General features: G+C 73.7%; 25 protein-coding genes. 24 read left to right on the forward strand and 1 reads right to left on the reverse strand.

From position 1 onward, the window contains the following. Positions 1-346: 346 nt before the first annotated feature. The 18 genes from AB0B55_RS05980 to AB0B55_RS06065 all read left to right on the forward strand — a co-directional run bounded on the left by AB0B55_RS05980 (position 347) and on the right by AB0B55_RS06065 (position 18,083). On the forward strand, positions 347-1,759 hold the full coding sequence (locus tag AB0B55_RS05980) for a putative peptidoglycan glycosyltransferase FtsW (RefSeq protein ID WP_357127330.1): 1,413 nt from the start codon (positions 347-349) through the stop codon (positions 1,757-1,759). Continuing rightward, complete coding sequence (gene murG / locus AB0B55_RS05985) at positions 1,759-2,865, forward strand: undecaprenyldiphospho-muramoylpentapeptide beta-N-acetylglucosaminyltransferase (protein ID WP_357170709.1); 1,107 nt, start codon at positions 1,759-1,761, stop codon at positions 2,863-2,865. The genes AB0B55_RS05980 and murG overlap by 1 nt, the downstream gene beginning before the upstream one ends. Further along, a complete protein-coding gene (gene murC, locus AB0B55_RS05990) occupies positions 2,862-4,424 on the forward strand; it encodes a UDP-N-acetylmuramate--L-alanine ligase (RefSeq protein WP_357170711.1) in 1,563 nt (520 codons plus the stop codon). Before murG ends, murC begins: the two co-directional genes overlap by 4 nt. Then, on the forward strand, positions 4,421-5,239 hold the full coding sequence (locus AB0B55_RS05995) for an FtsQ-type POTRA domain-containing protein (RefSeq protein ID WP_357126958.1): 819 nt from the start codon (positions 4,421-4,423) through the stop codon (positions 5,237-5,239). The genes murC and AB0B55_RS05995 overlap by 4 nt, the downstream gene beginning before the upstream one ends. 247 nt (positions 5,240-5,486) lie before the next feature. Further along, entirely contained in the window at positions 5,487-6,602 is a 1,116-nt protein-coding gene (ftsZ, locus tag AB0B55_RS06000; RefSeq protein ID WP_357126961.1) for a cell division protein FtsZ, read from the forward strand. 9 nt (positions 6,603-6,611) lie between these two features. Beyond that, entirely contained in the window at positions 6,612-7,355 is a 744-nt protein-coding gene (locus tag AB0B55_RS06005) for a YggS family pyridoxal phosphate-dependent enzyme (protein ID WP_357170713.1), read from the forward strand. Between the two features lie 188 nt (positions 7,356-7,543). Continuing rightward, positions 7,544-8,275 carry a cell division protein SepF gene (sepF, locus tag AB0B55_RS06010; RefSeq protein WP_357126967.1) on the forward strand — a complete coding sequence of 244 codons (732 nt, stop codon included), beginning with the start codon at positions 7,544-7,546 and terminating at the stop codon, positions 8,273-8,275. Positions 8,276-8,305: 30 nt separating this feature from the next. Beyond that, positions 8,306-8,611, forward strand: a complete 306-nt coding sequence (locus AB0B55_RS06015; RefSeq protein ID WP_355049471.1) for a YggT family protein — start codon at positions 8,306-8,308, stop codon at positions 8,609-8,611. 44 nt (positions 8,612-8,655) lie between these two features. After that, positions 8,656-9,459, forward strand: coding sequence for a DivIVA domain-containing protein (locus AB0B55_RS06020; protein ID WP_355049472.1), 804 nt, complete (start codon positions 8,656-8,658; stop codon positions 9,457-9,459). Positions 9,460-9,539: 80 nt separating this feature from the next. Continuing rightward, entirely contained in the window at positions 9,540-10,271 is a 732-nt protein-coding gene (locus tag AB0B55_RS06025) for a hypothetical protein (protein ID WP_357126974.1), read from the forward strand. A gap of 6 nt (positions 10,272-10,277) precedes the next feature. Then, entirely contained in the window at positions 10,278-10,589 is a 312-nt protein-coding gene (locus AB0B55_RS06030; RefSeq protein WP_357126977.1) for a DUF167 domain-containing protein, read from the forward strand. 22 nt (positions 10,590-10,611) lie between these two features. Then, positions 10,612-12,111: a potassium/proton antiporter gene (locus AB0B55_RS06035; RefSeq protein ID WP_357170716.1), complete on the forward strand. Its 1,500-nt coding sequence runs from the start codon at positions 10,612-10,614 to the stop codon at positions 12,109-12,111. Between the two features lie 224 nt (positions 12,112-12,335). Beyond that, on the forward strand, positions 12,336-12,755 hold the full coding sequence (locus AB0B55_RS06040; protein WP_355049476.1) for a TraR/DksA C4-type zinc finger protein: 420 nt from the start codon (positions 12,336-12,338) through the stop codon (positions 12,753-12,755). A gap of 66 nt (positions 12,756-12,821) precedes the next feature. Beyond that, positions 12,822-13,436 (forward strand): signal peptidase II, encoded by a 615-nt coding sequence (gene lspA, locus AB0B55_RS06045; RefSeq protein ID WP_357170718.1) that lies wholly within the window; start codon positions 12,822-12,824, stop codon positions 13,434-13,436. Then, complete coding sequence (locus AB0B55_RS06050; protein WP_355049478.1) at positions 13,433-14,377, forward strand: RluA family pseudouridine synthase; 945 nt, start codon at positions 13,433-13,435, stop codon at positions 14,375-14,377. The genes lspA and AB0B55_RS06050 overlap by 4 nt, the downstream gene beginning before the upstream one ends. 42 nt (positions 14,378-14,419) lie before the next feature. Further along, a complete protein-coding gene (locus AB0B55_RS06055) occupies positions 14,420-15,448 on the forward strand; it encodes a hypothetical protein (RefSeq protein ID WP_357170720.1) in 1,029 nt (342 codons plus the stop codon). Positions 15,449-15,522: 74 nt separating this feature from the next. After that, the gene (locus tag AB0B55_RS06060) at positions 15,523-17,193 is read left to right on the forward strand and encodes an AAA family ATPase (protein ID WP_357126991.1); all 1,671 of its coding nucleotides are present in this window, start codon (positions 15,523-15,525) and stop codon (positions 17,191-17,193) included. Positions 17,194-17,288: 95 nt separating this feature from the next. Then, positions 17,289-18,083: a DUF2567 domain-containing protein gene (locus AB0B55_RS06065; RefSeq protein ID WP_357171215.1), complete on the forward strand. Its 795-nt coding sequence runs from the start codon at positions 17,289-17,291 to the stop codon at positions 18,081-18,083. On the opposite strand, the gene AB0B55_RS06070 is transcribed toward AB0B55_RS06065, so the two are convergent. Continuing rightward, positions 17,998-18,702, reverse strand: coding sequence for an LON peptidase substrate-binding domain-containing protein (locus AB0B55_RS06070; RefSeq protein ID WP_357126994.1), 705 nt, complete (start codon positions 18,700-18,702; stop codon positions 17,998-18,000). The two genes, AB0B55_RS06065 and AB0B55_RS06070, sit on opposite strands and share 86 nt — an antisense overlap. 106 nt (positions 18,703-18,808) lie before the next feature. Here AB0B55_RS06070 and hisD point away from each other — a divergent pair, with 106 nt between their 5' ends. From hisD to AB0B55_RS06100, 6 genes are read left to right on the forward strand one after another with little or no spacing between them, the layout of a single operon-like run. Beyond that, the gene (gene hisD / locus AB0B55_RS06075; RefSeq protein ID WP_357170722.1) at positions 18,809-20,131 is read left to right on the forward strand and encodes a histidinol dehydrogenase; all 1,323 of its coding nucleotides are present in this window, start codon (positions 18,809-18,811) and stop codon (positions 20,129-20,131) included. Further along, positions 20,128-21,198, forward strand: a complete 1,071-nt coding sequence (locus tag AB0B55_RS06080) for a histidinol-phosphate transaminase (RefSeq protein WP_357170725.1) — start codon at positions 20,128-20,130, stop codon at positions 21,196-21,198. The genes hisD and AB0B55_RS06080 overlap by 4 nt, the downstream gene beginning before the upstream one ends. Continuing rightward, on the forward strand, positions 21,198-21,809 hold the full coding sequence (gene hisB / locus AB0B55_RS06085; RefSeq protein WP_355049484.1) for an imidazoleglycerol-phosphate dehydratase HisB: 612 nt from the start codon (positions 21,198-21,200) through the stop codon (positions 21,807-21,809). Before AB0B55_RS06080 ends, hisB begins: the two co-directional genes overlap by 1 nt. A gap of 58 nt (positions 21,810-21,867) precedes the next feature. After that, positions 21,868-22,041 (forward strand): hypothetical protein, encoded by a 174-nt coding sequence (locus tag AB0B55_RS06090; RefSeq protein WP_266244462.1) that lies wholly within the window; start codon positions 21,868-21,870, stop codon positions 22,039-22,041. Then, on the forward strand, positions 22,038-22,673 hold the full coding sequence (gene hisH / locus AB0B55_RS06095; protein ID WP_357170727.1) for an imidazole glycerol phosphate synthase subunit HisH: 636 nt from the start codon (positions 22,038-22,040) through the stop codon (positions 22,671-22,673). The genes AB0B55_RS06090 and hisH overlap by 4 nt, the downstream gene beginning before the upstream one ends. Positions 22,674-22,712: 39 nt before the next feature. After that, positions 22,713-23,036, forward strand: a complete 324-nt coding sequence (locus tag AB0B55_RS06100) for a hypothetical protein (protein WP_357127008.1) — start codon at positions 22,713-22,715, stop codon at positions 23,034-23,036. Positions 23,037-23,042: the final 6 nt, after the last annotated feature.

Consider the following 23,042-nt stretch of genomic DNA (forward strand, 5'->3'; position numbering starts at 1 on the left):
GAATGTCCCGCTCTACGGCTTAGGTCGGGACAGAAAGTGCAAGATCGGCGGGGAGTGGGCTCGACACGCCCGGGGTGGCGTTCTGGAGCCGTCGGGGGTGTCGAGCGGTGATGATGTCGGGGTGGGGGAGGACATCGGCACTGAGGACAGAGCTGACGGCCGGCGGCGTCGGTCACCGAGCGCGGCGCGTACCGCGGTGACCGGTGGCGCTCGCGGGCCCGACGGCGCGCGTGGGCCGGAGCCGGGGGCGGCTCCGCGGGAGAGCGGCGCGGCGCGGGAGAGCAGTGCGGCGGAGAGCGCCGCCGGGGCGTCGGCGTCGCTGCGCGGGCTGGACGCGGCCGGTGGACTGGCCGCGCTGCGGGGCCTGCTGGACCGGCCGCTGGCCTCTTACTACCTGCTGCTGTCCAGCGCCGGCCTGCTGCTGCTCATCGGGTTGACCATGGTCTTCTCGGCGACCAGCGTGAAGGACTACGCCGAGGACGGCAACGCGTCGGCCTCGTTGACCAAGCAGGCCATCTTCGCGGTGATCGGCATCGGGGCGTTCTGGGTGTGTCAGCGGCTGCCCGCCAGCACCTACCGCTCGCTCGGCCGGCCGCTGCTGTTCACCGCGGTGGCCCTGCTGCTGGTGCTCAACCTGCTGGTCGCGTACGGCCGGCTCGCCCACCTGAAGTCGGTTTCGTTCGGGCCGATCGAGGCGCGGCTGAACTGGCTGTTCGTCGGCGGGATCCAGCTCCAGCCCTCCGAGTTGGCCAAGTTCGCGCTGGTCCTCTGGGGCGCGCACGTGATCGCCCGCAAGGGGGCCGCGCTGGGCTGGTTGCGGGAGCTGGCCACCCCGCTCTTCCCGGTGATGGGCCTGCTCTTCGTGCTGGTCGGCTACAACGACACCGGCACGATGCTCTGCCTGTTGGCCCTCGTGGTCGGCCTGCTCTGGGCCGCCGGCGTGCGGATGCGGGTCTTCGGCGCGCTGACCGTGGCCGGTCTGCTCGGCGTCGGCCTGCTCATCGCGGTCGCCTCGCTGGGCGCCGGTTCCGGCGAGCGCGGCGCGGACAACTACCGGCTGGCGCGGCTGACGTCGTTCATCAACCCGCCCGACCCGCAGGAGTGCAAGCTCGACGGCTGCCTCCAGCTCTATCAGGGTCGGCTGGCCATCGAGCACGGTGGCTGGTTCGGAGTCGGGCTGGGCAAGGGCAGCGTCAAGTGGGACTGGCTGCCCGAGGCCCACAACGACTTCATCTTCGCGATCATCGCCGAGGAGTTGGGCGTGATCGGCTGCGCCGTGCTGCTCGCCCTGTTCGCCGTGCTCGCGTACACCGGTCTGCGGATCGCCCGGCGGGTCGACGACCCGTTCCGCAGGCTCGCGGCCGCCGCCGTCACGACCTGGCTGGTGAGCCAGGCGGTGATCAACATCGGCGGCGTGGTCGGGCTGCTGCCGATCACCGGTCTGCCGCTGCCGTTCATCTCCGACGGCGGAAGTGCCCTGGTCGTGACGTTGGCGGCGATCGGGATGCTGGCGTCCTTCGCCCGCGCCGAACCCGATGCGGCCAGAGCACTGCATGCCCGTCCGCCGGCCCGGTGGGTCCGACTACTCTGGGCCCCGTTGCCGCCGCTTCCCGGCCGGCGTCGCCGACCGGCGACGCCACCGGCGGCCCGAGGGCCAGTGCCCCGGGCGCGGGAGCGGCGGAAGGACGACCAGGCCGTACCGCGCGGTGTCCGGCAGGGCCGGAGCCGTCAGGGTACGGCGAGCGAGAGGAGACGCTGATGGGTCCGCTGCGTTCGGTGGTGCTCGCGGGAGGTGGCACCGGGGGGCACATCTACCCGCTGCTCGCCTTCGCCGACTGCCTGCGCCGACACGACCCGGGCGTCCGGATCACCTGTCTCGGCACACCCAAGGGCATGGAGAACGAGCTGATCCCACCGCACGGCTACGACCTGCGGCAGATCCCGGCGTACCAGCTACCCCGGTCGGTCAACATGAACCTGGTGCGTACCCCGGGCCGGATGTGGACCGCGGCCCGCGCGGCGGGCAAGGTGATCGACGAGGTGCGCGCCGACGCGGTGGTCGGCTTCGGCGGGTACGTCTCGGTGCCGGCCTACCTCGCCGCGTGGCGGCGTGAGCTGCCGATGGTGATCCACGAGGTGAACGTGCCGCCGGGCGTCGCGAACCGCCTCGGCATGAAGTTCACCAAGAACGTGGCGGTCGGTTTCCCGCACCAGCCGAGTCAGGCCGAGTCGCTGCGGGACGCCACCGTGGTGGGTGTGCCGCTGCGCCGCAGCATCGCCGCGCTGGACCGGTACGCGATGCGCAACGCCGCCCGCGCCCGGTTCGGCCTCCGCCCGGATCTGCCGGTGCTCTTCGTGGCCGGCGGGTCGTCCGGCGCCCGCTCGGTCAACCTGGCGGTCTCCGGCGCGGCCAAGGAGCTGGCCCGCAACGGCGTGCAGGTGCTGCACGTGATGGGCGCCCGCAACGAGCCGGTGCCGATCCCCACCGACCTGCCGGTTCCGTACGTGACGCTGCCGTACCTGTCCGAGATGGAGCTGGGCTACGCCGCCGCCGACCTGATGCTGGCCCGGGGCGGGGCGATGACCGTCGCCGAGGTGGCCGCGATCGGCCTGCCGACGATCTTCGTGCCGTATCCGCACAGCAATCAGGAGCAGCGGCGCAACGCCCTGCCCGTGGTGGAGGCCGGCGGCGGTCTGCTGGTCGACGACGCGGAGCTGACTCCGGACTGGCTGGAGCGTGCGGTCATCCCGCTGATCCGTGACCCGCAGCGGCTGTACGCGATGGGCGCGGCGGCGTCCGCGTACGGGCGGCGCGACGGTGACGAGGCGCTGCGCTCGTTCGTCCTCGAGGCGGTGGCCCGATGACCGCGCAGTTCACCCCGGCCGGCACGCTGACCGCCGAGGACCTGGGCGCGGTGCACCTGATCGGCGTGGGCGGGGTGGGCATGCTCGGAGTGGCCCGGCTGCTGCTCACGAGGGGCATCCAGGTCTCCGGTAGCGACCTGCGCGAATGGCCGTCGCTGGCAGGCCTGCGGGCGCTCGGCGGCACCATCTACCTCAGCCACGAGGCGTCCAACCTGGACGGGGTGGACACGGTCGTCTACTCCTCGGCCATTCCGAAGGACCACCTGGAGTTGGTCGAGGCCCGTCGCCGTGGCCTGCGGGTGCTGCACCGCTCGGAGGCCCTCGCGGCGGCGATGACCGGCCGCCGGGCGATCGCGGTCGCCGGTACGCACGGCAAGACCACCACCACGTCGATGGTGACGATGGTGCTCCAGCAGGCCGGTGTGGACCCGTCCTTCGTGATCGGTGGGGAGATCTCCGAGGTCGGCTCGGGCGCCCACCACGGCACCGGCGAGCACTTCGTGGTCGAGGCCGACGAGAGCGACCGCTCGTTCCTCATCTACCGCCCGTACGTCTCGGTCATCACCAACGTCGAGCCGGACCACCTGAACACCTACGGCGACCTCGCGACGCTGGAGGCGGCGTTCGCGGAGTTCGCGCGGCTCACCGACCCGAGCGGGTTCATCATCACCTGCGCCGACGACCCGGGCGGTCGGCGGCTGGCCGAGACCCTGCGCGCCGAGGGACGGCGGGTGTTCACCTACGGCGCGGCCGAGGACGCCGACCTGCGGCTGACCGACATCGCCTCCTCCGCGCGCGGCGTGCGCTACCTGGCCGCGATCGACGGACGGTCGCTGGGCGAGTTCCGGCTGCCGGTGCCCGGGCGGCACATGGGGCTCAACAGCGCCGCGGCGGTGCTGACGGCGTACCTTCTCGAACTGCCCCTGGAGGCGGCGGAGGCCGCGCTCGCGGTCTTCCCCGGGGTGCGGCGGCGCTTCGAGCGCAAGGGCGTCGCGGACGGCGTGCTGGTCTACGACGAGTACGCCTACCACCCGACCTCGATCAGGCTGGCGTTGCAGACGCTGCGCGAGGTGGCCGGGGACGGGCGGCTGATCGTCGTCTTCCAGCCGTACCGGCTGTACCGCACCCGCGACAACCAGGCGGAGATCGCCGAGGCGCTGGCCATCGCCGACGAGGTGGTGCTGCTGGAGGTCTTCGGGCCGGGCGAGCTGCGCCAGCCCGGCGAGGGCTCGGCGGCGCTGATCGCGGCGGTGGACCTGCCCGCCGACCGCAAGGTGTTCGTCGACTCGTGGGAGGCCGTGCCGGGCGAGGTGGCCCGGCGGGCCGGTACGGGCGACGTCGTGGTCACCATGGGCGCCCCACCGATCTCGCTGATGGGTGACGAGCTGCTGGCGGCGCTGGGGGCGCGTACCGCCGGCTCCTCGGCGACCGCGGCCGTCGATCCGCTGGCGACGAACCCGGCGATCGGCCAGCCGGTGCCGGGCGGGTCCACGGCGGGTGGCGACGGGGCGGCCCTCGGCGCCGCCGCACCGGACGGCGCGACGCCCACGGCCGGATGAGCCCCGGCCCCGCCCGCGGGCGGACCAGCCCTCCCGACGGCGGCTCTGCGCGGCGCGGTCCGGTCCGGCGTTGGCAGCTGGTCCGGGCCGGCAGCGACGCGGTGCCGGCGTCGACCCGCCGGTTCATGGCCCGCGCCCGCCAGCGCCGGATGCGGGCGGCGATGCCGTGGGCGGTGGCTGCCGGCGTGCTGGCGCTGCTCGGGCTGATCGCCTGGACGGTGCTCGGCACCGGACTGTTCGGTGTCCGGTCGGTCAGCGTCCAGGGCGCCAAGCTGGTTACGGACGTGCAGGTACGCGACGCGGTGGGGGTTGCCGACGGGGTGCCGCTGGCGCGGGTGGACCTCGCGGCCGCCGCGCGTCGGGTCGGTGGGTTGGCGCCGGTGGAGCGGGCCACGGTGTCGCGGGACTGGCCGGGCACGCTGGTGGTGAAGGTGACCGAGCGGACCCCGGTGGCGGTGGTGCCGCAGGCGGACGCGTTCGCCGTGATCGACGGCAGCGGTGTGGCGTTCCAGACGGTGGACCGCCGCCCGGCCGGGCTGCCGCTGGTGCGGGTGGTCCGACCCGCCGCGGCCGACCCGGACACCCGGGCCGCGCTGGAGGTGCTCGGCGCGCTGACCCCGCAGTTGCGTGCCGAGTTGGTGGACGTGAGCGTGGCGGGTCTGGCCCGGATCAGCCTGCGGCTGCGGGGGAACCGCACGGTGGTCTGGGGAGACGCCACGCGGAGCGCGGACAAGGCCCGGGTGGCCACCGCGCTGCTCGGGGAGGAGAGCGAGCGGATCGACGTGAGCGCGCCGGACGTGGTGACCTTCCGCTGACCGACTGAGCGGGCCGTGGAGGTGACGAGTCGCGCTCCGGCCGGCGACACGCCGACCGGGTCCTTGGCTCATGGCGCGGCGGCGCTTACGTTGCCCCGAAGAGGTTCAGTGGTTGACATAACTGTAAGCCTCTAGTAGAGGGTGAGGGTTCACCTCTGATCCTCGCTGGTGGCGCTGTCGTCGGCCGCTGGGCTGGCCACGCCGTACCCGGTCGGCCGAAGCCAATCTCGAAGGGAAAGGACCGGAGATGACACCTCCGCACAACTACCTGGCGGTCATCAAGGTCGTCGGCATCGGGGGTGGCGGCGTCAACGCCGTCAACCGGATGATCGAGGTTGGGCTCAAGGGCGTCGAGTTCATCGCGATCAACACCGATGCCCAGGCGCTGCTGATGAGTGACGCCGACGTCAAGCTCGACGTCGGCCGCGAGCTGACCCGCGGGCTGGGCGCGGGCGCCAACCCGGACGTCGGCAAGAACGCCGCCGAGGACCACCGCGACGAGATCGAGGAGGTGCTCAAGGGCGCCGACATGGTCTTCGTGACCTGCGGCGAGGGCGGCGGCACCGGCACCGGCGGCGCGCCCGTGGTGGCGAACATCGCCCGCAAGCTCGGCGCGCTGACCATCGGCGTGGTGACCCGGCCGTTCTCCTTCGAGGGCAAGCGCCGGCAGGTGCAGGCCGAGTCCGGGATAGACGAACTGCGTAACCAGTGCGACACCCTGATCGTCATCCCGAATGACCGGCTGCTGGCGCTCGGCGACCGCAACATCAGCATGATGGACGCGTTCCGCACCGCCGACCAGGTGCTGCTCTCCGGTGTGCAGGGCATCACCGACCTGATCACGACCCCGGGTCTGATCAACCTGGACTTCGCCGACGTCAAGAGCGTGATGAGCGGCGCGGGCAGCGCGTTGATGGGTATCGGCAGCGCCCGCGGGGAGAACCGCGCGGTCGAGGCGGCCGAGGCGGCCATCTCGAGCCCGCTGCTGGAGCAGAGCATGGACGGCGCGCGCGGCGTGCTGCTCTCCATCGCCGGCGGCTCCGACCTGGGCCTCTTCGAGATCAACGACGCGGCGCAGCTGGTCACCGACGCGGCCCACCCGGACGCCAACATCATCTTCGGCGCGGTCATCGACGACGCGCTCGGTGACGAGGTGCGGGTGACGGTCATCGCGGCGGGCTTCGACGGCGGCACGCCGGCCTACAAGGCGGCCGAGCCGTCCCGCAAGACCAACACCAACCAGCCGGCGCCGCAGACCACCCCGGTGCCGCCGCCGGCCACCCTGCCGGCCCCGACGCAGTCGCCCCGCCGGGTGCTCTTCGACGACGTGGACGTGCCCGACTTCCTCAAGAACGGCTCCTGAGCGCCGCCGATGACCGACAGCTCAGCCACGGTACGACCGGACCGGAGCGCCGAACTCGCGGCCGGTCTGGCGACGGTACGGGCCCGGATCGCCGAAGCCTGCGCCGAGGCGGCCCGGGATCCCGCCGACGTCACCATGATCGCCGTGACCAAGACCTACCCGGCCGGGGACGTGCTGGCGTTGGCCGGGCTCGGGGTGACCGACATGGGGGAGAACCGCGACCAGGAGGCCGCCGGTAAGGCGGCCGAGGTGGCCGCCGCGGGGATACGTCCACGCTGGCACTTCATCGGGCAGTTGCAGCGCAACAAGGCCCGTTCGGTGGTCCGTTACGCCGACGTCGTGCACTCGGTGGACAGCGTACGACTGGCCCGGGCACTGGATGGCGCGGCGGCGCAGCGGGAACGGCCGTTGGACGCCCTGGTGCAGGTGAGCATCGACGGTGACCCGGCGCGGGGCGGCGCTCTGCCCGGGTCGGCCGACCCGGAGTCCGGCCTGGACACGGTCGCCGCGGCGGTCGCCGAGTCGCCGGCGCTGCGCCTGGCCGGCCTCATGGCGGTCGCGCCGCTGGGCTGGCCGCCGGATCGCGCCTTCGCCCGGCTGGCCGAGATCGCCGAGGCGTTCCGATCGGTCCATCCGGGAGCGACAGCGTTGTCGGCGGGGATGAGCGGCGATCTGGAAATCGCGATCCGTTACGGCGCGACACATGTCCGCGTCGGTAGCGCGTTGCTCGGAATGCGTCCCACGCTGCGGTAGCCTGACCGCGAGACAGGCAAATTACATCAGTGTTGTTTCAGGGACGGCTGATCCTGTGGGGGTCGTGACACGCGACGCGAATCGCATGTCACGGGATTGCCGTCCCGGTCCGATGGGCATGGTTGTCCACTCGCGACGGGCGACATGGCACGGGGGCGAGTGCCGCACGGCGGACGGAAGGGCGCGGGATGGGTGCACTGCGCAAGGCGGGGGTCTGGCTCGGTCTCGTCGAGGAAGACGACGAGCGGGCCTACGACGACGGTGACTACGACAAGGGTGGTTACCGTGACTCGCGCTACCGGCAGAGCCGGTACGCCGAGGAGTTCGCCGACGAGGACGACGACGACACCGAGGAGCCGCCGGCTCCCCGGACGCGCGCGAGCGAGCGGGGCCGGCTCTCCGAGCGGTCGGCCGGGCGGCTCGCCGACTCCGACCGTGGCGACTCCGACCGGGCTGAGCGAGCCGAGCGGGCTGAGCGCTCCGAGCGGGCTGAGCGGGCCGAGCGCTCCAGCGTACGGTCGATCACGCGGTCCTCGGCGAGTGAGACGTCGGGCGCGCTGACCTACCACACCCGCGACAACCTGGCCCTCGCGCCGCAGGCCGTGACGCGGGAGCGCGTGGTCGTGCCCGAGGAGGAGCAGCGCTACCAGATCACCACCCTGCACCCGACCACCTACCGGGAGGCGCGCACCATCGGTGAGCACTTCCGCGACGGCGTACCGGTGATCATCAACCTCACCGAGATGGACGAGGCCGACGCCCGCCGCCTGGTTGACTTCGCGGCCGGTCTGGCGTTCGGGCTGCGCGGTACGATCGAGCGCGTGACCAATCGGGTGTTCCTGCTCTCACCGGCCAATGTCCAGGTCACCGCTGAGGACAAGGCCAAGATCGCTGAGGGCGGTTTTTTCAGCCTGAGTTGACCCCGCCCGACCCGAGGGACGTCGCTGACCGTGTTGTCGATCTTGCTGCAAGTGTTGTACCTGGTCCTTTATGTCTTCCTGCTTCTTCTTCTGTCCCGGTTCGTGTTGAGCGCCGTCCTGCAGTACGGCCGCCGGTGGCAGCCGGGGCGCGGAGCGGCGGCAGGACTGGAATCCGTGTGGAGCGTCACTGATCCCCCTCTCAACGCGTTGAGGCGTGTGATCCCTCCGCTGCGAATTGGTACCGTGAGCATCGACCTGGCCTCCCTTGTGCTCCTGGTTATCCTGTTCGTGCTGATGGAGTTCGTGTTAGGGCCGTCGATCAGGGCATCTGCCTGATGACCGACGCGCTTTCGCGGCCGCAACTGACCCGAGGAGTTTCGATGCCGCTGACCCCGGCCGACGTACACAACGTCGCCTTCAAAAAGCCGCCGATCGGCAAGCGGGGGTATGACGAGGAGGAGGTCGACGCCTTCCTGGACGAGGTCGAGCGCGAGCTCGCCCGTCTCATCGAGGAGAACAACGAGCTGCGCGCCCAGGTGGAGCGCGGCGGCCGTGGCGGTGCCCCCGCCGGCCCCGGCGGCGACGCCCGACTGGCGGCGGAGCTCAACGACGTCAAGGCCCAGCTCGACCGGGTCCAGCGCGACAAGTCCGCCGCCGAGCAGGCCGCCCGCGCCATGCAGGCCGAGCTGGAGCAGGTCCGCGCGACCGGCGGCCCGGCCGGCGTCACCGGTGACGGTGAGCAGCAGGCGCTGCGGGTGCTGATGATGGCCCAGCGCACCGCCGACGACCACGTGTCCGACGCGCGCCGCGAGGCCGACTCGCTGCTGTCCGAGGCGCGGAGCAAGGCCGAGGAGGTGACCCGCGAGGCTCGCGCGAAGGCCGACGCCCTGGAGCGGGACGCCCGCCAGCGGCACCAGGAGGCCATGGGCGGCCTGGACGCCAAGCGCACGGCCCTGCAGAAGCACATCGAGGAGCTCAAGCAGTTCGAGCGCGAGTACCGCACCCGGCTCAAGGCGTACCTGGAGAGCCAGCTGCGGGACCTCGACGGTCGCGGCCAGGGCCTCGAAGCCGAGATGACCCGCTCCGAGGCGGGCCGGGTCGCCGGCGGCAACGGGCTGGCCGCGGCGGGCCTCGCCGGTTCGTACGGCGGCGGGCGCTCCGGCGCCCTCGAAGCCGGACGCTGAGCACCGGCCGGCGATCGCTCTCCGCAGATGGTGACGGTCGCCGGCCCCGCCTGGACGGTACGACGCGGCAGGGGTGAGCCGTGATAGTCGCGAGTCTCCTGCTCATCCTCGTCGCCGTGGTGCTGCTGGTGTTCGGCCTGGCCGGTGGCTCCAGCACTCTGTTGACCATCTCCATCGCGGCCAGTCTGCTGGCCGCCGTGGCGCTGGTGGTGGGCGCCCGCCAGGCAGCCGCCAACCGCGCCTCGGCGGATCCCGGCCGGGCCGGCCCGCGGGACCGCGGGGCATTCCGCACGGCCAGCCGGGCCGAGCCGGGTGCCGCGTACGGGCCACCGCTGGCCGAGCCGGATGTGCCGGTCCAGCACGTACCTTCGACGGTCGGCGACGGCGGCACCGGGTGGCGGCAACCACCCGAGCCGCCGTCCGACCCCGAGCCGGCGTATGACGTGGCCTCGCCGTACGAGCCCGACGCGGCGGCCGACGGCGGTGCACACACCTCGCCCGTCAGCCCGGCGTCCCCGTTCGTGGCCCGCGCCGACGAGGCGTACCGGGCCGACGCCGTGACCGCCGACCCGCTGGCCGACGAGCCCGCGGAGCAACCGGTCACCCCCGCCGAGGCGGCCCGGATCTCCCGGCTGCCCGACTCCGTCGAGGTGGTGGACGGACGGCCCCGCTACCACCTGGCCGCGTGCCCGCACCTGATCGGCCGGACCCCGGAGACGCTTCCCGTCGCCGAGGCGGTCGAGCTGGGCTTCACGCCGTGCGCGGCGTGCGCGCCGGCCACCGCCCTGCTCATCGACGCCCGGCCGTTCTGAAAAGCGGTGCCGGTGCCCCCGCAGGACGCGCTCACCGTTGCGGTACGGGTGAAGCCGGGCGCCTCCCGCGATGCCGTCGGTGGTCGCTTCGACGGCCCGCACGGCCCCTCCCTGGTGATCGCCGTCCACGCTCCGGCGGTGGACGGTCGGGCGACCGAGGCGGCCCGCCGCGCCCTCGCCGCCGCGCTCGGCGTCCGGCCGGCGGCGGTGTCGCTGCGGACCGGCGCGACCAGCCGGGACAAGCTCTTCCTCGTCGACCGGCCCACCCCCGAGCTGCCCGACGTGCTGCGCCGACTGCGCGACGGAGCCGCGGGGTGAGGATCGCCCGGGCCCGGCGACCGTGACGCCCGGCCTGGACATCGCGCTGTTGCTCGGCGCGGCCGTGCTGCTGGTGGCGGTTGGCGCGGTCCGGCTCTCGACCCGCCTCGGGGTGCCCAGCCTGTTGGTCTACCTGGCGCTCGGCGTGGCCATCGGCGAGGCCGGGCTCGGTATCCGCTTCGACGACGTCGACCTGACCCGGACCCTCGGCTTCTGCGCGCTGATCGTGATCATCGCCGAGGGCGGCCTCACCGCACGGTGGAGCACGCTGCGTCCGGTGCTCGCGCTGGCGTCCGCGCTCTCCACGGTCGGCGTGGTCGTGAGCATCGTGGTGGTCGGCGTCGCCGTACACCTGCTGCTGGGCCTGGACTGGCGGTTGGCGCTGCTCTACGGCGCGGTGCTCTCCTCCACCGACGCGGCGGCGGTGTTCGCCACCCTGCGGCGGCTGCGGTTGCCACCCCGGCTGGTGGCCACCCTCGAGGCCGAGTCGGGCATGAACGACGCCCCGGTGGTGCTGCTGGTGGTGCTGTTGTCCCACGAGGGTTGGGCGCACCCGTGGTGGTACGAGGTCGCGCTGGTCTGTTACGAGCTGGGCGTCGGCGCGGCCGTCGGTGTGGGCGCTGGCCTCGCCGGCACCTGGGCGCTGCGCCGGGCGGCGCTGCCCTCGGCCGGCCTGTACCCGATCGCGGCGGTGGGGATCACCGTCCTGGCGTACGCCGCCGGCGCCGTGCTGCACGCCTCGGGCTTCCTCGCCGTATATGTGGCGGGGGTGCTGCTGGGCAACGCCCGCCTGCCGCACCGACAGGCGATCCTCGGCTTCGCCGACGGGCTGGCCTGGCTCGCGCAGATCGGCCTGTTCGTGCTGCTCGGCCTGCTGGTCGCGCCCGGCCGGTTGGACGCCGCGGTGCTGCCGGCGGTGGTCGCCGGTCTGGCGCTGGTGCTGCTGGCCCGGCCGCTGTCGGTGGCGGTCTCGGCGTTGCCGTTCCGGGTCGGCCTTCGGGAGCAGGCGTTCCTGTCCTGGGCCGGACTGCGCGGGGCGGTGCCGATCGTGCTGGCCACCATCCCGCTCTCGCAACGGGTGCCGGGCGCGGAACGCCTCTTCGACGCGGTCTTCGTGCTGGTGGTGATCTTCACGCTGGTGCAGACCGGCACGCTCGGTCCGCTCGCCCGCCGGCTGGGGACCACCGCGCCGGCGGAGGCCGCCGAGATCCACGTGGAGACGGCGCCGCTCGAGCGGATGCGCGCCGACCTGTTGCAACTGGAGGTGCCGCCGGGCTCCCGGCTGGCCGGCGTGCACGTCGACGAGCTGCGGTTGCCGCTGGGCGCCTCGGTGACCCTGGTGCTGCGCGACGGGGTGGGTTTCGTGCCCGGCCCGGACACCCGGCTGAAGACCGGCGACAGCCTGCTGATCGTCGCCGCCGGTGGGGTACGCGACGCCGCCGAACGGCGGCTGCGGGCCGTCAGCCGACGGGGTCGGCTGGCCCGATGGTTTGGCGAGTACGGAGATGAAGCGGTCGGTTGATCTGCTAGCGTTCCCTTTGCCCCAGTTAGGCAGGGCTAGGGGCAGTTGAGCGGTGCGACGGTGCGCCACGTTGTCGGACGCCTGTACGTTCCGTATTCTTGCCAACCTCGGGAGTGCGCGGCCATTGTCGCCGTGCGCCCCTTTTCGTACTCAGGGGACGCCTTCGTCGGCGCCCCCTGACCAGGTGCCGCGACCGCGCGGCTCCCCGGCCGAGGGAGCGACCCATGGCGAAGCCAGCCGACACCAGGACCGCCGGCCGCAAGCCGGTGGCCAAGGCCACCCGCAGCGCGGCGGAGACCGAGAAGATCCGGGCGGCGCTGGCGGCGCGCCGGGACGAGCTTCGCGCCGAGTACGATCAGACGCTGAGCGAGATCACCGAGCTGCAGCGCGAGCGGTTGACGGACTCGGCCGGGGACGACCAGGCCGACACCGGCACCAAGACCTTCGAGCGGGAGCAGGAGATCTCTCTCGCCAACAGCATTCTGGAACGGATCACGCAGGTCGAGCGCGCCCTGGAGCGCCTCGACGAGGGTGGTTACGGCTGGTGCGAGCGGTGCGGCAACCCGATCCCGGTCGAGCGCCTCGCCGCCTTCCCGTCGGCCACCCTGTGTGTGACGTGCAAGCAGTTGGAGGAGCGGCGCTGAAAGCCCGGTCCCCGTCTGCGACGAGACGGTGAGCGATCACCGCCGAGACACCTCGATGGGGAGCGCATGACCGCAGCACCGCCCGCCGAACCCGGCCGCACCGACCCGGACGGCGGCAGGGCCCGTCCCCGGGCTGTCGCGATCCTCGCCGCAGTGGCCCTGGTGGCCCTGCTGGCCGACCTGGTGACCAAACACCTCGCCCTGGCCGGCCTCACCGACCGCGAGCCGGTCCGGATCCTGGGCGGGCTGGTCTACCTGAGCCTGACCCGCAACAGTGGCGCCGCGTGGAGCATCGGGGCGGACTACACCTGGGTGTTCCCGCTGATCACCATCGGCGTGGTCGGCTGGATCGTCTGGATGGCGCTGCGGCTGCGCTCGCTGCCGTGGGCGATCTCCCTCGGCCTGGTGCTCGGCGGCGCGCTGGGCAACCTCATGGACCGGATCTTCCGGGCGCCCGCGCCCTTCCACGGGCACGTGGTCGACATGATCAGCGTCTTCGGGCCGTACGGCGAGTACTTTCCGGTGTTCAACCTGGCGGACAGCTCGCTCGTCTGTGGCGTGGTGCTGGCCGTGCTGCTCGAGCTGACCGGTCGGCAGCGCGACGGCCGGCGGGCCGGCGGTGACGGCGCCAGCGGCGACGCGAACGCCACCGCCGACGCCGAGCAGCGGGAGCGGGCATGACCTCCGCCTTCGCCGCTGGCGGCGACCACCGTTCCCTGCCCGTACCCGACGGTCTCGACGGCATGCGCCTGGACCAGGCGGTGTCCCGGCTCTTCGGTCTCTCCCGGACCGCCGCGGCGGCCCTCGTCGACGCGGGCGACGCCCTCGTCGACGGCGCCGCCCGACCCAACTCCCACAAGGTCAAGGCCGGCTCCTGGCTGGACGTCACGCTGCCCGCTCCGGTCGCGCCGCCGACCGTGGTGCCGCAGGCGGTCCCGGGCCTGCGCGTCGTGTACGCCGACGACGACATCGTCGTGGTGGACAAGCCCGTCGGGGTGGCCGCGCATCCCAGCCCGGGATGGACCGGCCCGACGGTGATCGGCGCGCTCGCCGCGATCGGCCACCGCATCTCCACCAGCGGCGCCGCCGAGCGCCAGGGCGTGGTGCACCGCCTCGACGTGGGCACCACCGGGATCATGGTGGTGGCCAAGAGCGAGCAGGCGTACACCGCGTTGAAGCGGGCCTTCAAGTACCGCGAGGTCGACAAGGGCTACCACGCCGTGGTGCAGGGCCACCTGGACCCGTTGCGGGGCACCGTCGACGCGCCGATCGACCGGCACCCCACCCACGACTACCGCTGGGCCGTGGTGTCCGGCGGTAAGCCGAGCATCACCCACTACGACACTCTCGAGGCGTTCCCGGCCGCCAGCCTGGTCGACGTCCGGTTGGAGACCGGCCGGACCCACCAGATCCGGGTGCACTTCTCCACCCTGCGGCACCCCTGCGTGGGTGACCTCACGTACGGCGCCGACCCCACCCTCTCGGCCCGTCTCGGCCTGGCCCGTCAGTGGCTGCACGCCCGCGAACTGAGCTTTTTGCATCCCCGTTCGGGGGACGAGGTCCGGTTCGTCAGCGACTACCCTGACGATCTGGAACGTGCGCTTGAGATCCTGCGTGACTGAGCGGCGACCACCCGACATCGATCCGACGAGGGGATCCCGCCCGTGCGCGCCGGCGACCTGCTGCGGCAGCTGGACCAACGGCTGCTGCCGCCGTTGACCCGGGCGGTGGCCCGTCTCGGTGACACCCCGACGCGGTCCGGCGTGCTCAGCTGGGCCGCGGTGCTCTCCGCGGCGGCGGTGCTGGGCACGGCCGTCTGGGCCGTCGACGACGCACCGGTCAGCGACCCGACGGTGGGCGAGGTGACCCGCGTCGGGGTGGCCGACGGCGACTCCGTGCCGGGCTACCTCAGCTCCGCGGCGGCCGACCTGGCCGCGTTGGGTCCGACCGCGCCGGCCACCGGGGACGGGACGTACGCGTTGGTCACGCTCGGCACGTACCTGCCGCCACAGCGCCTGGCCACGGTCCTCGGCGACGTGTCGGTCTCGGCCGTCTTCGGGCGGGTCCCGTTGCCCGGTCGGCAGACCGAGATCGTCCGCATCCCGGCCCTGCGGGTGCCCGACGACGTGGTCGCCCAGATGGAACGCGTGGCCGCCCGCAAGGACGGCGAGGCCGCCGACTACCGGGCGCGGGCCGCCGCGGTGCGCGGCGACGGCGTCGCCGAGCGCGAGCTGCGGGAGCGGTACGCCGTCGACGCGGACGTGGCCGGCGCCGAGGCTCGGGCGTACCGGGCCGGCTGCGCCTGCGTCTACGCGGCGGTGGTGCGGGCCGCGCCGGAGGCGCTGCGCCGGGTGGCCGCCCGCCCGGACGTGCGGGCCGTCGATCCGGCGCCCGAGGTGTACCGGCTCGACCGTACGGTCTTCACGCCGCCGCTGCCCGAGCAGCGCGACGTGGTCCGCCCGCCGGCCGACACCGGGCCGAGTCCGTCGTCGACGCCGCGCCCGAGCGCCGGGTCGGCGTCGAGCACGCCGATGCCGCCGGTGCCGATGGGCGAATCGTCGGAACCCGCACCGCTCGTAACGATTGCGTCACCCGAGCCGACCCCGGCGCAGTCCACCGCGCCTGCCCCGCCGGCGCTCACCACCTCCCCGGACGCGACCGACGCCGGGTTGCTGGCAACCTCCCCGCCGTGATCTACGCCGGGCGGCGTGCGCCCACAGGAGTGGTCCGAATAGGGTTTGGTTCGTAGCCTGTCAGGCAGAGATCGATGGCGCTGGGAGGGCGGGCCGTGGAGGGCAGTGAGACCGGCTGGGGCCGGCCGGCCGAACCAGCGCCGAGGTGGCGGGCGTTGCTCGACCGTGCCCGGCTGGGCGGTCGGGCGGCGGAGCAGCCCGAGCCCGAGCGCCGTGCCGACGAGGCGGCCCCGGACCCACTGCCGCGACGCGCGGCCCCCAACGGCTACGCGGGGCGCGCGTCGGCCATCGGGCATCCGGCCGATCTGTCGTACGGCCAGGAGCCCGGTTACCGGGCCGAGGGGACGTACCGGGTCGACCCCGCCTACCGGGCCGAACCGGGATACCGCTCGGAGCCGGACTACCGTGCCGAGCCGGCGTACCGCTCGGAGCCGGACTACCGCGCCGAGCCGGCGTACCGGTCCGAGCCGGACTACCGTGCCGAGCCCGCGTACCGCGCGGAGCCCGGGTACCGGTCCGAGCCGGACTACCGTGCCGATCCGACGTACCGCGCCGAGCCCGGCTACCGGGCCGAGCCGACCTACCGGGCCGAGCCGGGTTACCAGGTGGAGCCGGGTTACCAGGCGGAGCCCGAGCCGCCGCGCCGCGCCGAGCCGGAATCGCGCTACGCCATCCTGGACAACGGCTACCGGCCGGGCAATCCCGTCGGCGAGTCCCGCTACGCGCTGCTGGAGACCGGTTACCAGCCGGAGACCGGCTACCCGGCGCCCGCGCCGCCGGTGACACCCGCCCCCCCGATCGCGCCACCGCCGGTCGTTCCACCCCCCGCCCCGCCGGTCGCGCCGCCGCCGGTCGCGGTGGTCACCCCGCCCGGCTCGGCCCTCGCCGAGCGCGGCTACCCGGCCCGGGTCGAGTGGCGCCCGCAGGGCGTCGACCAGGAGTCCGAGCGCGCCACCGGGGTGCTCCGCCGCGACCTGGGCACGCCCCGGGTGTTCGCGTTCGCCAACCCCAAGGGCGGGGTGCACAAGACCACCGCCACCGTGCTCGCCGCCGCCACCGTCGGCAGCGTGCGGGGGCGGGGCGTACTGGCCTGGGACGACAACGAACTGCGGGGCACCCTCGGGTTGCGGGCCGGCAGCGCCCGGCACGCCCGCACCATCCGACACCTGGTCAGCGACCTCGCCCAGATCGAGATCCTGGAGGGCGCGACCCTGCTGGAGCGGCTGGACGACTACCTGCGACACGCCTCCGACGGCTCGTACGACGTGCTGGCCGGCGAGGAGAGCCCCCGTTTCGCCCAGCGGCTCGACCAGTTCACCGTCAAGCGGGTGCTCGAGCTGCTGCGGCGCACGCACGACGTGATCTGCGTGGACACCGGCAACAACGTGGAGAGCCCCAACTGGCGCACCGTGATGCACGCCGCCGACCAACTGGTGGTCACCACCGTGCCCCGCGAGGACGCGGCGTTCAGCGCCGACTGGATGCTCGACCTGTTGCACGAGGAGGGGATGGGCGAGCTGGCCGACAACGCGATCACCCTCATCTCCTGCCCCACCCCCGGGCGCTCGGCACTACAGGACGACCTGGAACGGCACTTCGCCACGCGTACCCGCGCGGTGGCCGTGGTGCCGTACGACCCGGCGTTGGAGACCGGCTCGTCGATCGAGTATCACCAGCTCCAGCCGGAGACCCGCCAGGCGTGGCTGCGCGCCGCCGCGGCCATGGCGGAGCCGTTCGCCCGGTGAGCTGGTTCGCCGCCACCGGCGCCCCGGCCCGTCGCGCGGCCTGAGAGGATCATCGGGTGAGCCCGGACAACCCCGACCCTGAGCGGCACGCGGACATCTCCGACGACCGCCCCGCGCCACCCCGACCGTCGGCCGTGCCGCCGCCGAGCGAGTCCGCCCCGCCCGCCGGGTCGGCGTTCGGGTCGGTTCCCGACGGGAGTGCCGCCGTGACGGCGTACCCGAGCGGGGTGGAGCTGACCCCCGACGAGCCGCGCCGGCCGGTGCGGGCGGTGGCGACGGTGCTCGGCGCGGCGCTCGCCCTGGCCGTGCTGGGTGCGCCGCTCGGGCTGCTCTGGGCGGCGTTCGCGCCGGACACCCCGGTGCTCAAGACCGCCGAGGGGGCGATCTACGCCGAGCCCCAGCCGGAGCAGCCGATCGCCGCCGACGGCTGGTTCAGCCTGCTCGGGCTGGCGTTCGGCGTGCTCGCCGCGCTGGCCCTGTGGTTCCTGCTGCGTCGGCGACGCGGCCCGGTCGGACTGCTCGGCGCGGTGCTGGGCGCCCTCGCCGCGGCCCCGGTGGCCTGGCAGGTGGGGCGTCGGGTCGGGCTGGCGACGTTCGACCGGCTGTTGGCGAGCGCCCCGGCGGGGCAGGCCTTCACCAAACCCGCCGACCTGCGGGCCGGCGGGATCGACTGGCTCGGGCACGTGCTGCCGGTGCCGCACGGCAACCTGCTGCTGCCGGCCTTCGGTGCCGCCGTCACGTACACCCTGCTGGCCGGCTGGTCGCGGTGGCCGTCGCTGCGCCCGGAGCCCGACCCGGCGTCGTTCAGTTGGGTGTCGGCGGGGACGCCAGCTCCGACAACGACACCGGAACCGCCCGCACCTGGCGCAGCAGAGCCGCCTCGCGGTTGAGCAGCCGCAGCTCGGCGCGCAGCCGGGCGGCGGTGTCGTCGATGGCGAGCAGCCGCTGCCGGTCGTCGACGGTCAGGGCGGCGGTGGCCGCCACCAGGTGCGACAACACCGTCGGATCCTCCGGAAGCTGCTCGGAGATCTCCTCCGGGTCGGGCCGGATCAGGCTCAGGTACTGCCGGAACACCGCGATCACGCGGGCGGCCAGCAGGTCGGCCACCTCGTCCGGCCCGCTGGCCTCGGGCAGCCATTCCACCGCGGCCGTCAGGTACGGCGCGGTGTCGTCGTCGACGTCGGCGATCCGGAATCGACGTCGGCCGACCGTGACGATGTCGAAGCCGCCGTCGGCCAGCTCGGTGACCTGGCGCAGCTCGGCGGTGCAGCCCACCTCGTGCAGGGTGACGTCGCCGACCCCGTTGCCGGCGCGGGCGCCGGGCCCGGTGGGGGCCACCTCCCAGCCGGCCTGGATGGCCACCACGCCGAACTCGCGCGGCGCGCCCTCGGGCAGGTCGACGAGGTGCCGGACCAGGGCCCGGTAGCGCTCCTCGAAGATGTGCAGTGGCAGCACCAACCCGGGAAAGAGCACCGTTGCGAGCGGGAACACCGGCAGCCGTGCGGTCACGCCGTCGAGCCTAACCAATCCCGTCCGCGACGGCGTGGCCCGGCTCACCGTCCCGCCGACCGGACGGCCCGGGTGGGCGACGGGCGGGCCGCCTAGACTCGCAAGGGTGCTGAATCGGATCGACCTGCGCGACGGTCTCGGTGACCCGCGCCGTCTGCTGCCCCGTGCCCAGCTCGACGTGTCCGTTGCCGTCGAGCGGATCCGCCCGCTGGTGGAGGCGGTCCGCAAGCATGGGTACCCGGCGATCCGGGAGGCCAGCGAGCGGTTCGACGGCATCTCGCCGGAGGTGCTGCGGGTGCCCGTCGAGGCGATCGCCGAGGCCGAGGGGGTGCTCGACCCGGCGGTGCGCGAGGCGCTGCTGGAGTCGATCAGTCGGGCCCGCAGGGTGCACGCCGACCAGCGGCGTACCGACCACGTCACCCAGGTGGTGCCCGGCGGCACGGTCACCGAACGGTGGCTGCCCGTCGACCGGGTCGGCCTCTACGTCCCCGGCGGCCTGGCCATGTACCCGTCGACGGTGGTGATGAACGTGGTGCCGGCCCAGGCGGCCGGAGTGCGTTCGCTGGTGGTGGTCAGCCCGCCGCAGAAGGACAACGGCGGCCTGCCCGACGCCCGGGTGCTCGCCGCGTGCGCGCTGCTCGGCGTCGACGAGGTGTACGCGGTCGGCGGCGCCCAGGCGGTCGCGATGCTGGCGTACGGCTCCGCCGTCGACCCGGCTGGTGAGCTGCGCTGCGAGCCCGTCGACCTGGTCACCGGCCCCGGCAACATCTGGGTGACGGCCGCCAAGCGGCTGCTGCGCGGTGTGGTCGGCATCGACGCCGAGGCCGGTCCGACCGAGATCGCCATCCTGGCCGACGACACCGCCGACCCGGCGCACGTCGCCGCCGACCTGATCAGCCAGGCCGAGCACGACCCGCTCGCGGCGAGCGTGCTCGTCACCCCGTCGCTGGCGCTCGTCGACGCGGTCGAGGCCGAGCTGGCCCGGCAGGTACCGGCCACCAAGCACGCCGAGCGGGTGACCACGGCGTTGACCGGCGAGCAGAGCGGCGTGGTCCTGGTCGACGACCTTGAGGCGGGGCTGCGGGTGGTCGACGCGTACGCGGCCGAGCACCTGGAGATCCAGACGGTCGACGCGCGGGAGTGGGCGCTGCGCGTCCGCAACGCCGGGGCGATCTTCGTGGGCGCGTGGTCGCCGGTGTCACTCGGCGACTACTGCGCCGGCTCCAACCACGTGCTGCCCACCGGCGGCTGCGCCCGGCACTCCTCGGGACTGTCGGTGCAGTCCTTCCTGCGCGGGGTGCACCTGATCGAGTACACCGAGGCCGCGCTGCGTGACGTGGCGCCGCACGTGGTGACCCTGGCGACCGTGGAGGACCTGCCGGCGCACGGCCAGGCCGTCCAGGCCCGGTTTCCGCAGGAGTCGGCGTGAGCGGCCTCGACGATCTGCCGATCCGCGACGACCTGCGTGGCCTGTCGCCGTACGGGGCACCCCAGCTCGACGTGGCGGTGCGGCTCAACACCAATGAGAACTCCTACCCGGTGCCCGAGTCGGTGGTGGACGCCATCGGCAAGGCGCTCGCCGCCGAGCTGCGTGACCTGAACCGCTACCCGGACCGGGACGCGGTGGCGCTGCGCGCCGACCTGGCCGAATACCTGGGGCACGGGCTCACCGTCGAGCACGTCTGGGCGGCGAACGGCTCCAACGAGATCCAGCAGCAGATCCTTCAGGCGTTCGGTGGGCCGGGGCGCAGCGCGCTGGGCTTCGTCCCGTCGTACTCGATGCACCCGCTGCTGTCCCTCGGCACCGGCACCCGGTGGGTGCCGGCGCGGCGCGGCGTCGACTTCGGGTTGACCGCCGACGAGGCGGCCGCCCAGGTCCGCGAGCACCGGCCCGACGTGGTCTTCCTCTGCTCACCCAACAACCCGACCGGCACCGCTCTCGACCCGGCGGTCGTCGCGGCCGTGCTCGACGTCGCGCCCGGCATGGTGGTCGTCGACGAGGCGTACGCCGAGTTCGCCCGGCCCGGCAGGGTCAGCGCCCTCGCGGTGCTGCCCGGCCACCCGCGGCTCGTGGTGACCCGCACGATGAGCAAGGCCTTCGGCTTCGCCGGGGGCCGGCTGGGTTACCTGGCCGCCGACCCGGCCGTGGTGCAGGCGGTGCAGCTCGTCCGCCTGCCCTACCACCTGTCCGCGCTGACCCAGGCCGCCGCCCGCGCGGCGCTGACCCACCGCGACGCCCTGCTCGGTACGGTGGCCGCCGTGATGGCACAGCGGGACCGGATCGTGGCGACGCTGCGCGCTCGCGGGCTGCGGGTGGCCGACAGTGACGCCAACTTCGTGCTGTTCGAGGTCGGCGGCGACCAGGCCACCGTCTGGCACGCCCTGCTGGAGCAGGGGGTGCTGGTCCGTGACGTCGGCCTGCCCGGCTGGCTACGGGTGACCGCCGGCACGCCGGCCGAGACCGATGCTTTTCTGACTGCGATGGAGACCCTGTGATGAGCCGGACCGCCCGGGTGGAGCGGATCACCAAGGAGACCAAGGTCCTCGTCGAGATCGACCTCGACGGCACCGGCGCCGCCGAGATCAGCACCGGCGTGGGCTTCTACGACCACATGCTCCACCAGATCGCCCGGCACGGCGGCTACGACCTGACCGTCCGCACGGTGGGCGACCTGGAGATCGACGCGCACCACACGATGGAGGACACAGCTCTCGCGCTGGGCGCCGCGTTCGATCAGGCGCTGGGCGACAAGGCCGGCATCCGGCGGTACGGGTCGGCGACCGTCCCGATGGACGAGGTGCTGGTCCGGGCCGCGGTGGACCTGTCCGGCCGCCCGTACGTGGTGCACGACGAGCCGCTGCTCGCGCCGTACATCGGGCCGGTCTACGCGACGAGCATGACCCGGCACATCTGGGAGTCGTTCGGCCAGGCGGCCCGGGTGACCCTGCACGTCGACGTGCTGCGGGCGGCGCGTCCCGGTGGGCACCCGGACGCGCACCACGTGGTGGAGGCCCAGTTCAAGGCGGTCTCCCGGGCGCTGCGCGAGGCCACCGCGATCGACCCGCGGGCGGCGGGCGCGATCCCGAGCACGAAGGGTGCTCTCTGATGAGCGCGAGGAGCGCAGCGCAGCGGAGCCCCGCAGTCGCGAATGGAAGGTGGCTCTGATGGGTGCCGCGTTGCCGACGTTGCTGTTGATTCTCGCCGGAGTGCTGGTGGGTGGGGCGTGGTCGCTGCACCGGCAGGGCGCTCCGCGCGGCGCCGTCGTGGTGACCGCGCTGCTGGCGCTGCTCGCCACGGCCGCCGGGGTGCTGCGGCTGATCCCGGAGTCGGGGTCGTGACCGCCGACGTGGTGGTGCTCGACTACGGCTCGGGCAACCTGCGCTCGGCGGAGCGGGCCCTCGAAGCGGCCGGCGCGAGCGTCCGGGTGACCGACGACCTGGCCGCGGCGGCTGCCGCCGATGGTCTCGTGGTGCCGGGGGTGGGCGCGTACGCCGCGTGCATGGCGGGTATCGAGGCGCTCGGCGCGGGCCCGGTGATCGCGGAGCGGGTGGCGGCGGGCCGGCCGGTGCTCGGCATCTGCGTGGGCATGCAGGTGCTCTTCGAGTACGGCGAGGAGCACGGGGTCGTGACGAAGGGCCTCGGGCTGCTGCCCGGCGGGGTGACCCGGTTGGCGGCGCACCGCCTGCCGCACATGGGCTGGAACACGGTCCGCGCGCCCCGCGGCTCGGTGCTGTTCGCCGGGTTGCCGGCGCAGAGCCGCTTCTACTTCGTGCACTCGTACGCGATGGGCGAGCCGGCGGCGTTGGCGGGCGCGGGCGCGCTGGTGACCACGGCCCACCACGACACCGACTTCGTGGCGGCGGTGGAGCGTGGGCCGCTGTCGGCGGCGCAGTTCCACCCGGAGAAGTCCGCCGACACCGGTGCCGCGCTGCTGCGCAACTGGCTCGCCACGCTGCCCGCCGGTGACTGAGCGTCGACGCCGCCCGGCGTTCGCCCAGCGGGCGTCGCGGTGAGCCGCGAGCGGGCCCGCCGGCGGGCGGAACGTGAGGCGGAGCAGGCGCGGGAGCGGGCGGTCCGGCAGCGCCGGGTGGCCCGTCGGCAGCGCCGCCGCGCGGTTCTGCGCCGGTTGACGCCACAGGTCCGGCGGGGTCGTTCGGGCCGACTGGCCCGGCACTCGCGGGGTGAGCGCGCGGCGATCGTGCTGCTCACCGGGGCGGCGATGATTCTGATCTGGACGTTCGTCGACGATCTGGCGCTGCGGGTCGCGTTGATCGTGCTGTTGCTACTCGTACTGCCGGCGATCGTGGTGATCGCCCTGGACCGTCGTACCTGATCGAGG

This window comes from Micromonospora sp. NPDC049107, assembly GCF_040648595.1.
Taxonomy (GTDB): domain Bacteria; phylum Actinomycetota; class Actinomycetes; order Mycobacteriales; family Micromonosporaceae; genus Micromonospora.

Coding starts and splice junctions, on each gene's coding strand:
- lspA (WP_357170718.1), top strand. CDS start 12,822: ATGACCGCAGCACCGCCCGCCGAACCCGGCCGCACCGACCCGGACGGC.
- AB0B55_RS06060 (WP_357126991.1), top strand. CDS start 15,523: ATGGCGCTGGGAGGGCGGGCCGTGGAGGGCAGTGAGACCGGCTGGGGC.
- sepF (WP_357126967.1), top strand. CDS start 7,544: ATGGGTGCACTGCGCAAGGCGGGGGTCTGGCTCGGTCTCGTCGAGGAA.
- AB0B55_RS05995 (WP_357126958.1), top strand. CDS start 4,421: ATGAGCCCCGGCCCCGCCCGCGGGCGGACCAGCCCTCCCGACGGCGGC.
- AB0B55_RS06040 (WP_355049476.1), top strand. CDS start 12,336: ATGGCGAAGCCAGCCGACACCAGGACCGCCGGCCGCAAGCCGGTGGCC.
- AB0B55_RS06020 (WP_355049472.1), top strand. CDS start 8,656: ATGCCGCTGACCCCGGCCGACGTACACAACGTCGCCTTCAAAAAGCCG.
- AB0B55_RS06050 (WP_355049478.1), top strand. CDS start 13,433: ATGACCTCCGCCTTCGCCGCTGGCGGCGACCACCGTTCCCTGCCCGTA.
- ftsZ (WP_357126961.1), top strand. CDS start 5,487: ATGACACCTCCGCACAACTACCTGGCGGTCATCAAGGTCGTCGGCATC.
- murC (WP_357170711.1), top strand. CDS start 2,862: ATGACCGCGCAGTTCACCCCGGCCGGCACGCTGACCGCCGAGGACCTG.
- murG (WP_357170709.1), top strand. CDS start 1,759: ATGGGTCCGCTGCGTTCGGTGGTGCTCGCGGGAGGTGGCACCGGGGGG.
- AB0B55_RS06005 (WP_357170713.1), top strand. CDS start 6,612: ATGACCGACAGCTCAGCCACGGTACGACCGGACCGGAGCGCCGAACTC.
- hisB (WP_355049484.1), top strand. CDS start 21,198: ATGAGCCGGACCGCCCGGGTGGAGCGGATCACCAAGGAGACCAAGGTC.
- AB0B55_RS06090 (WP_266244462.1), top strand. CDS start 21,868: ATGGGTGCCGCGTTGCCGACGTTGCTGTTGATTCTCGCCGGAGTGCTG.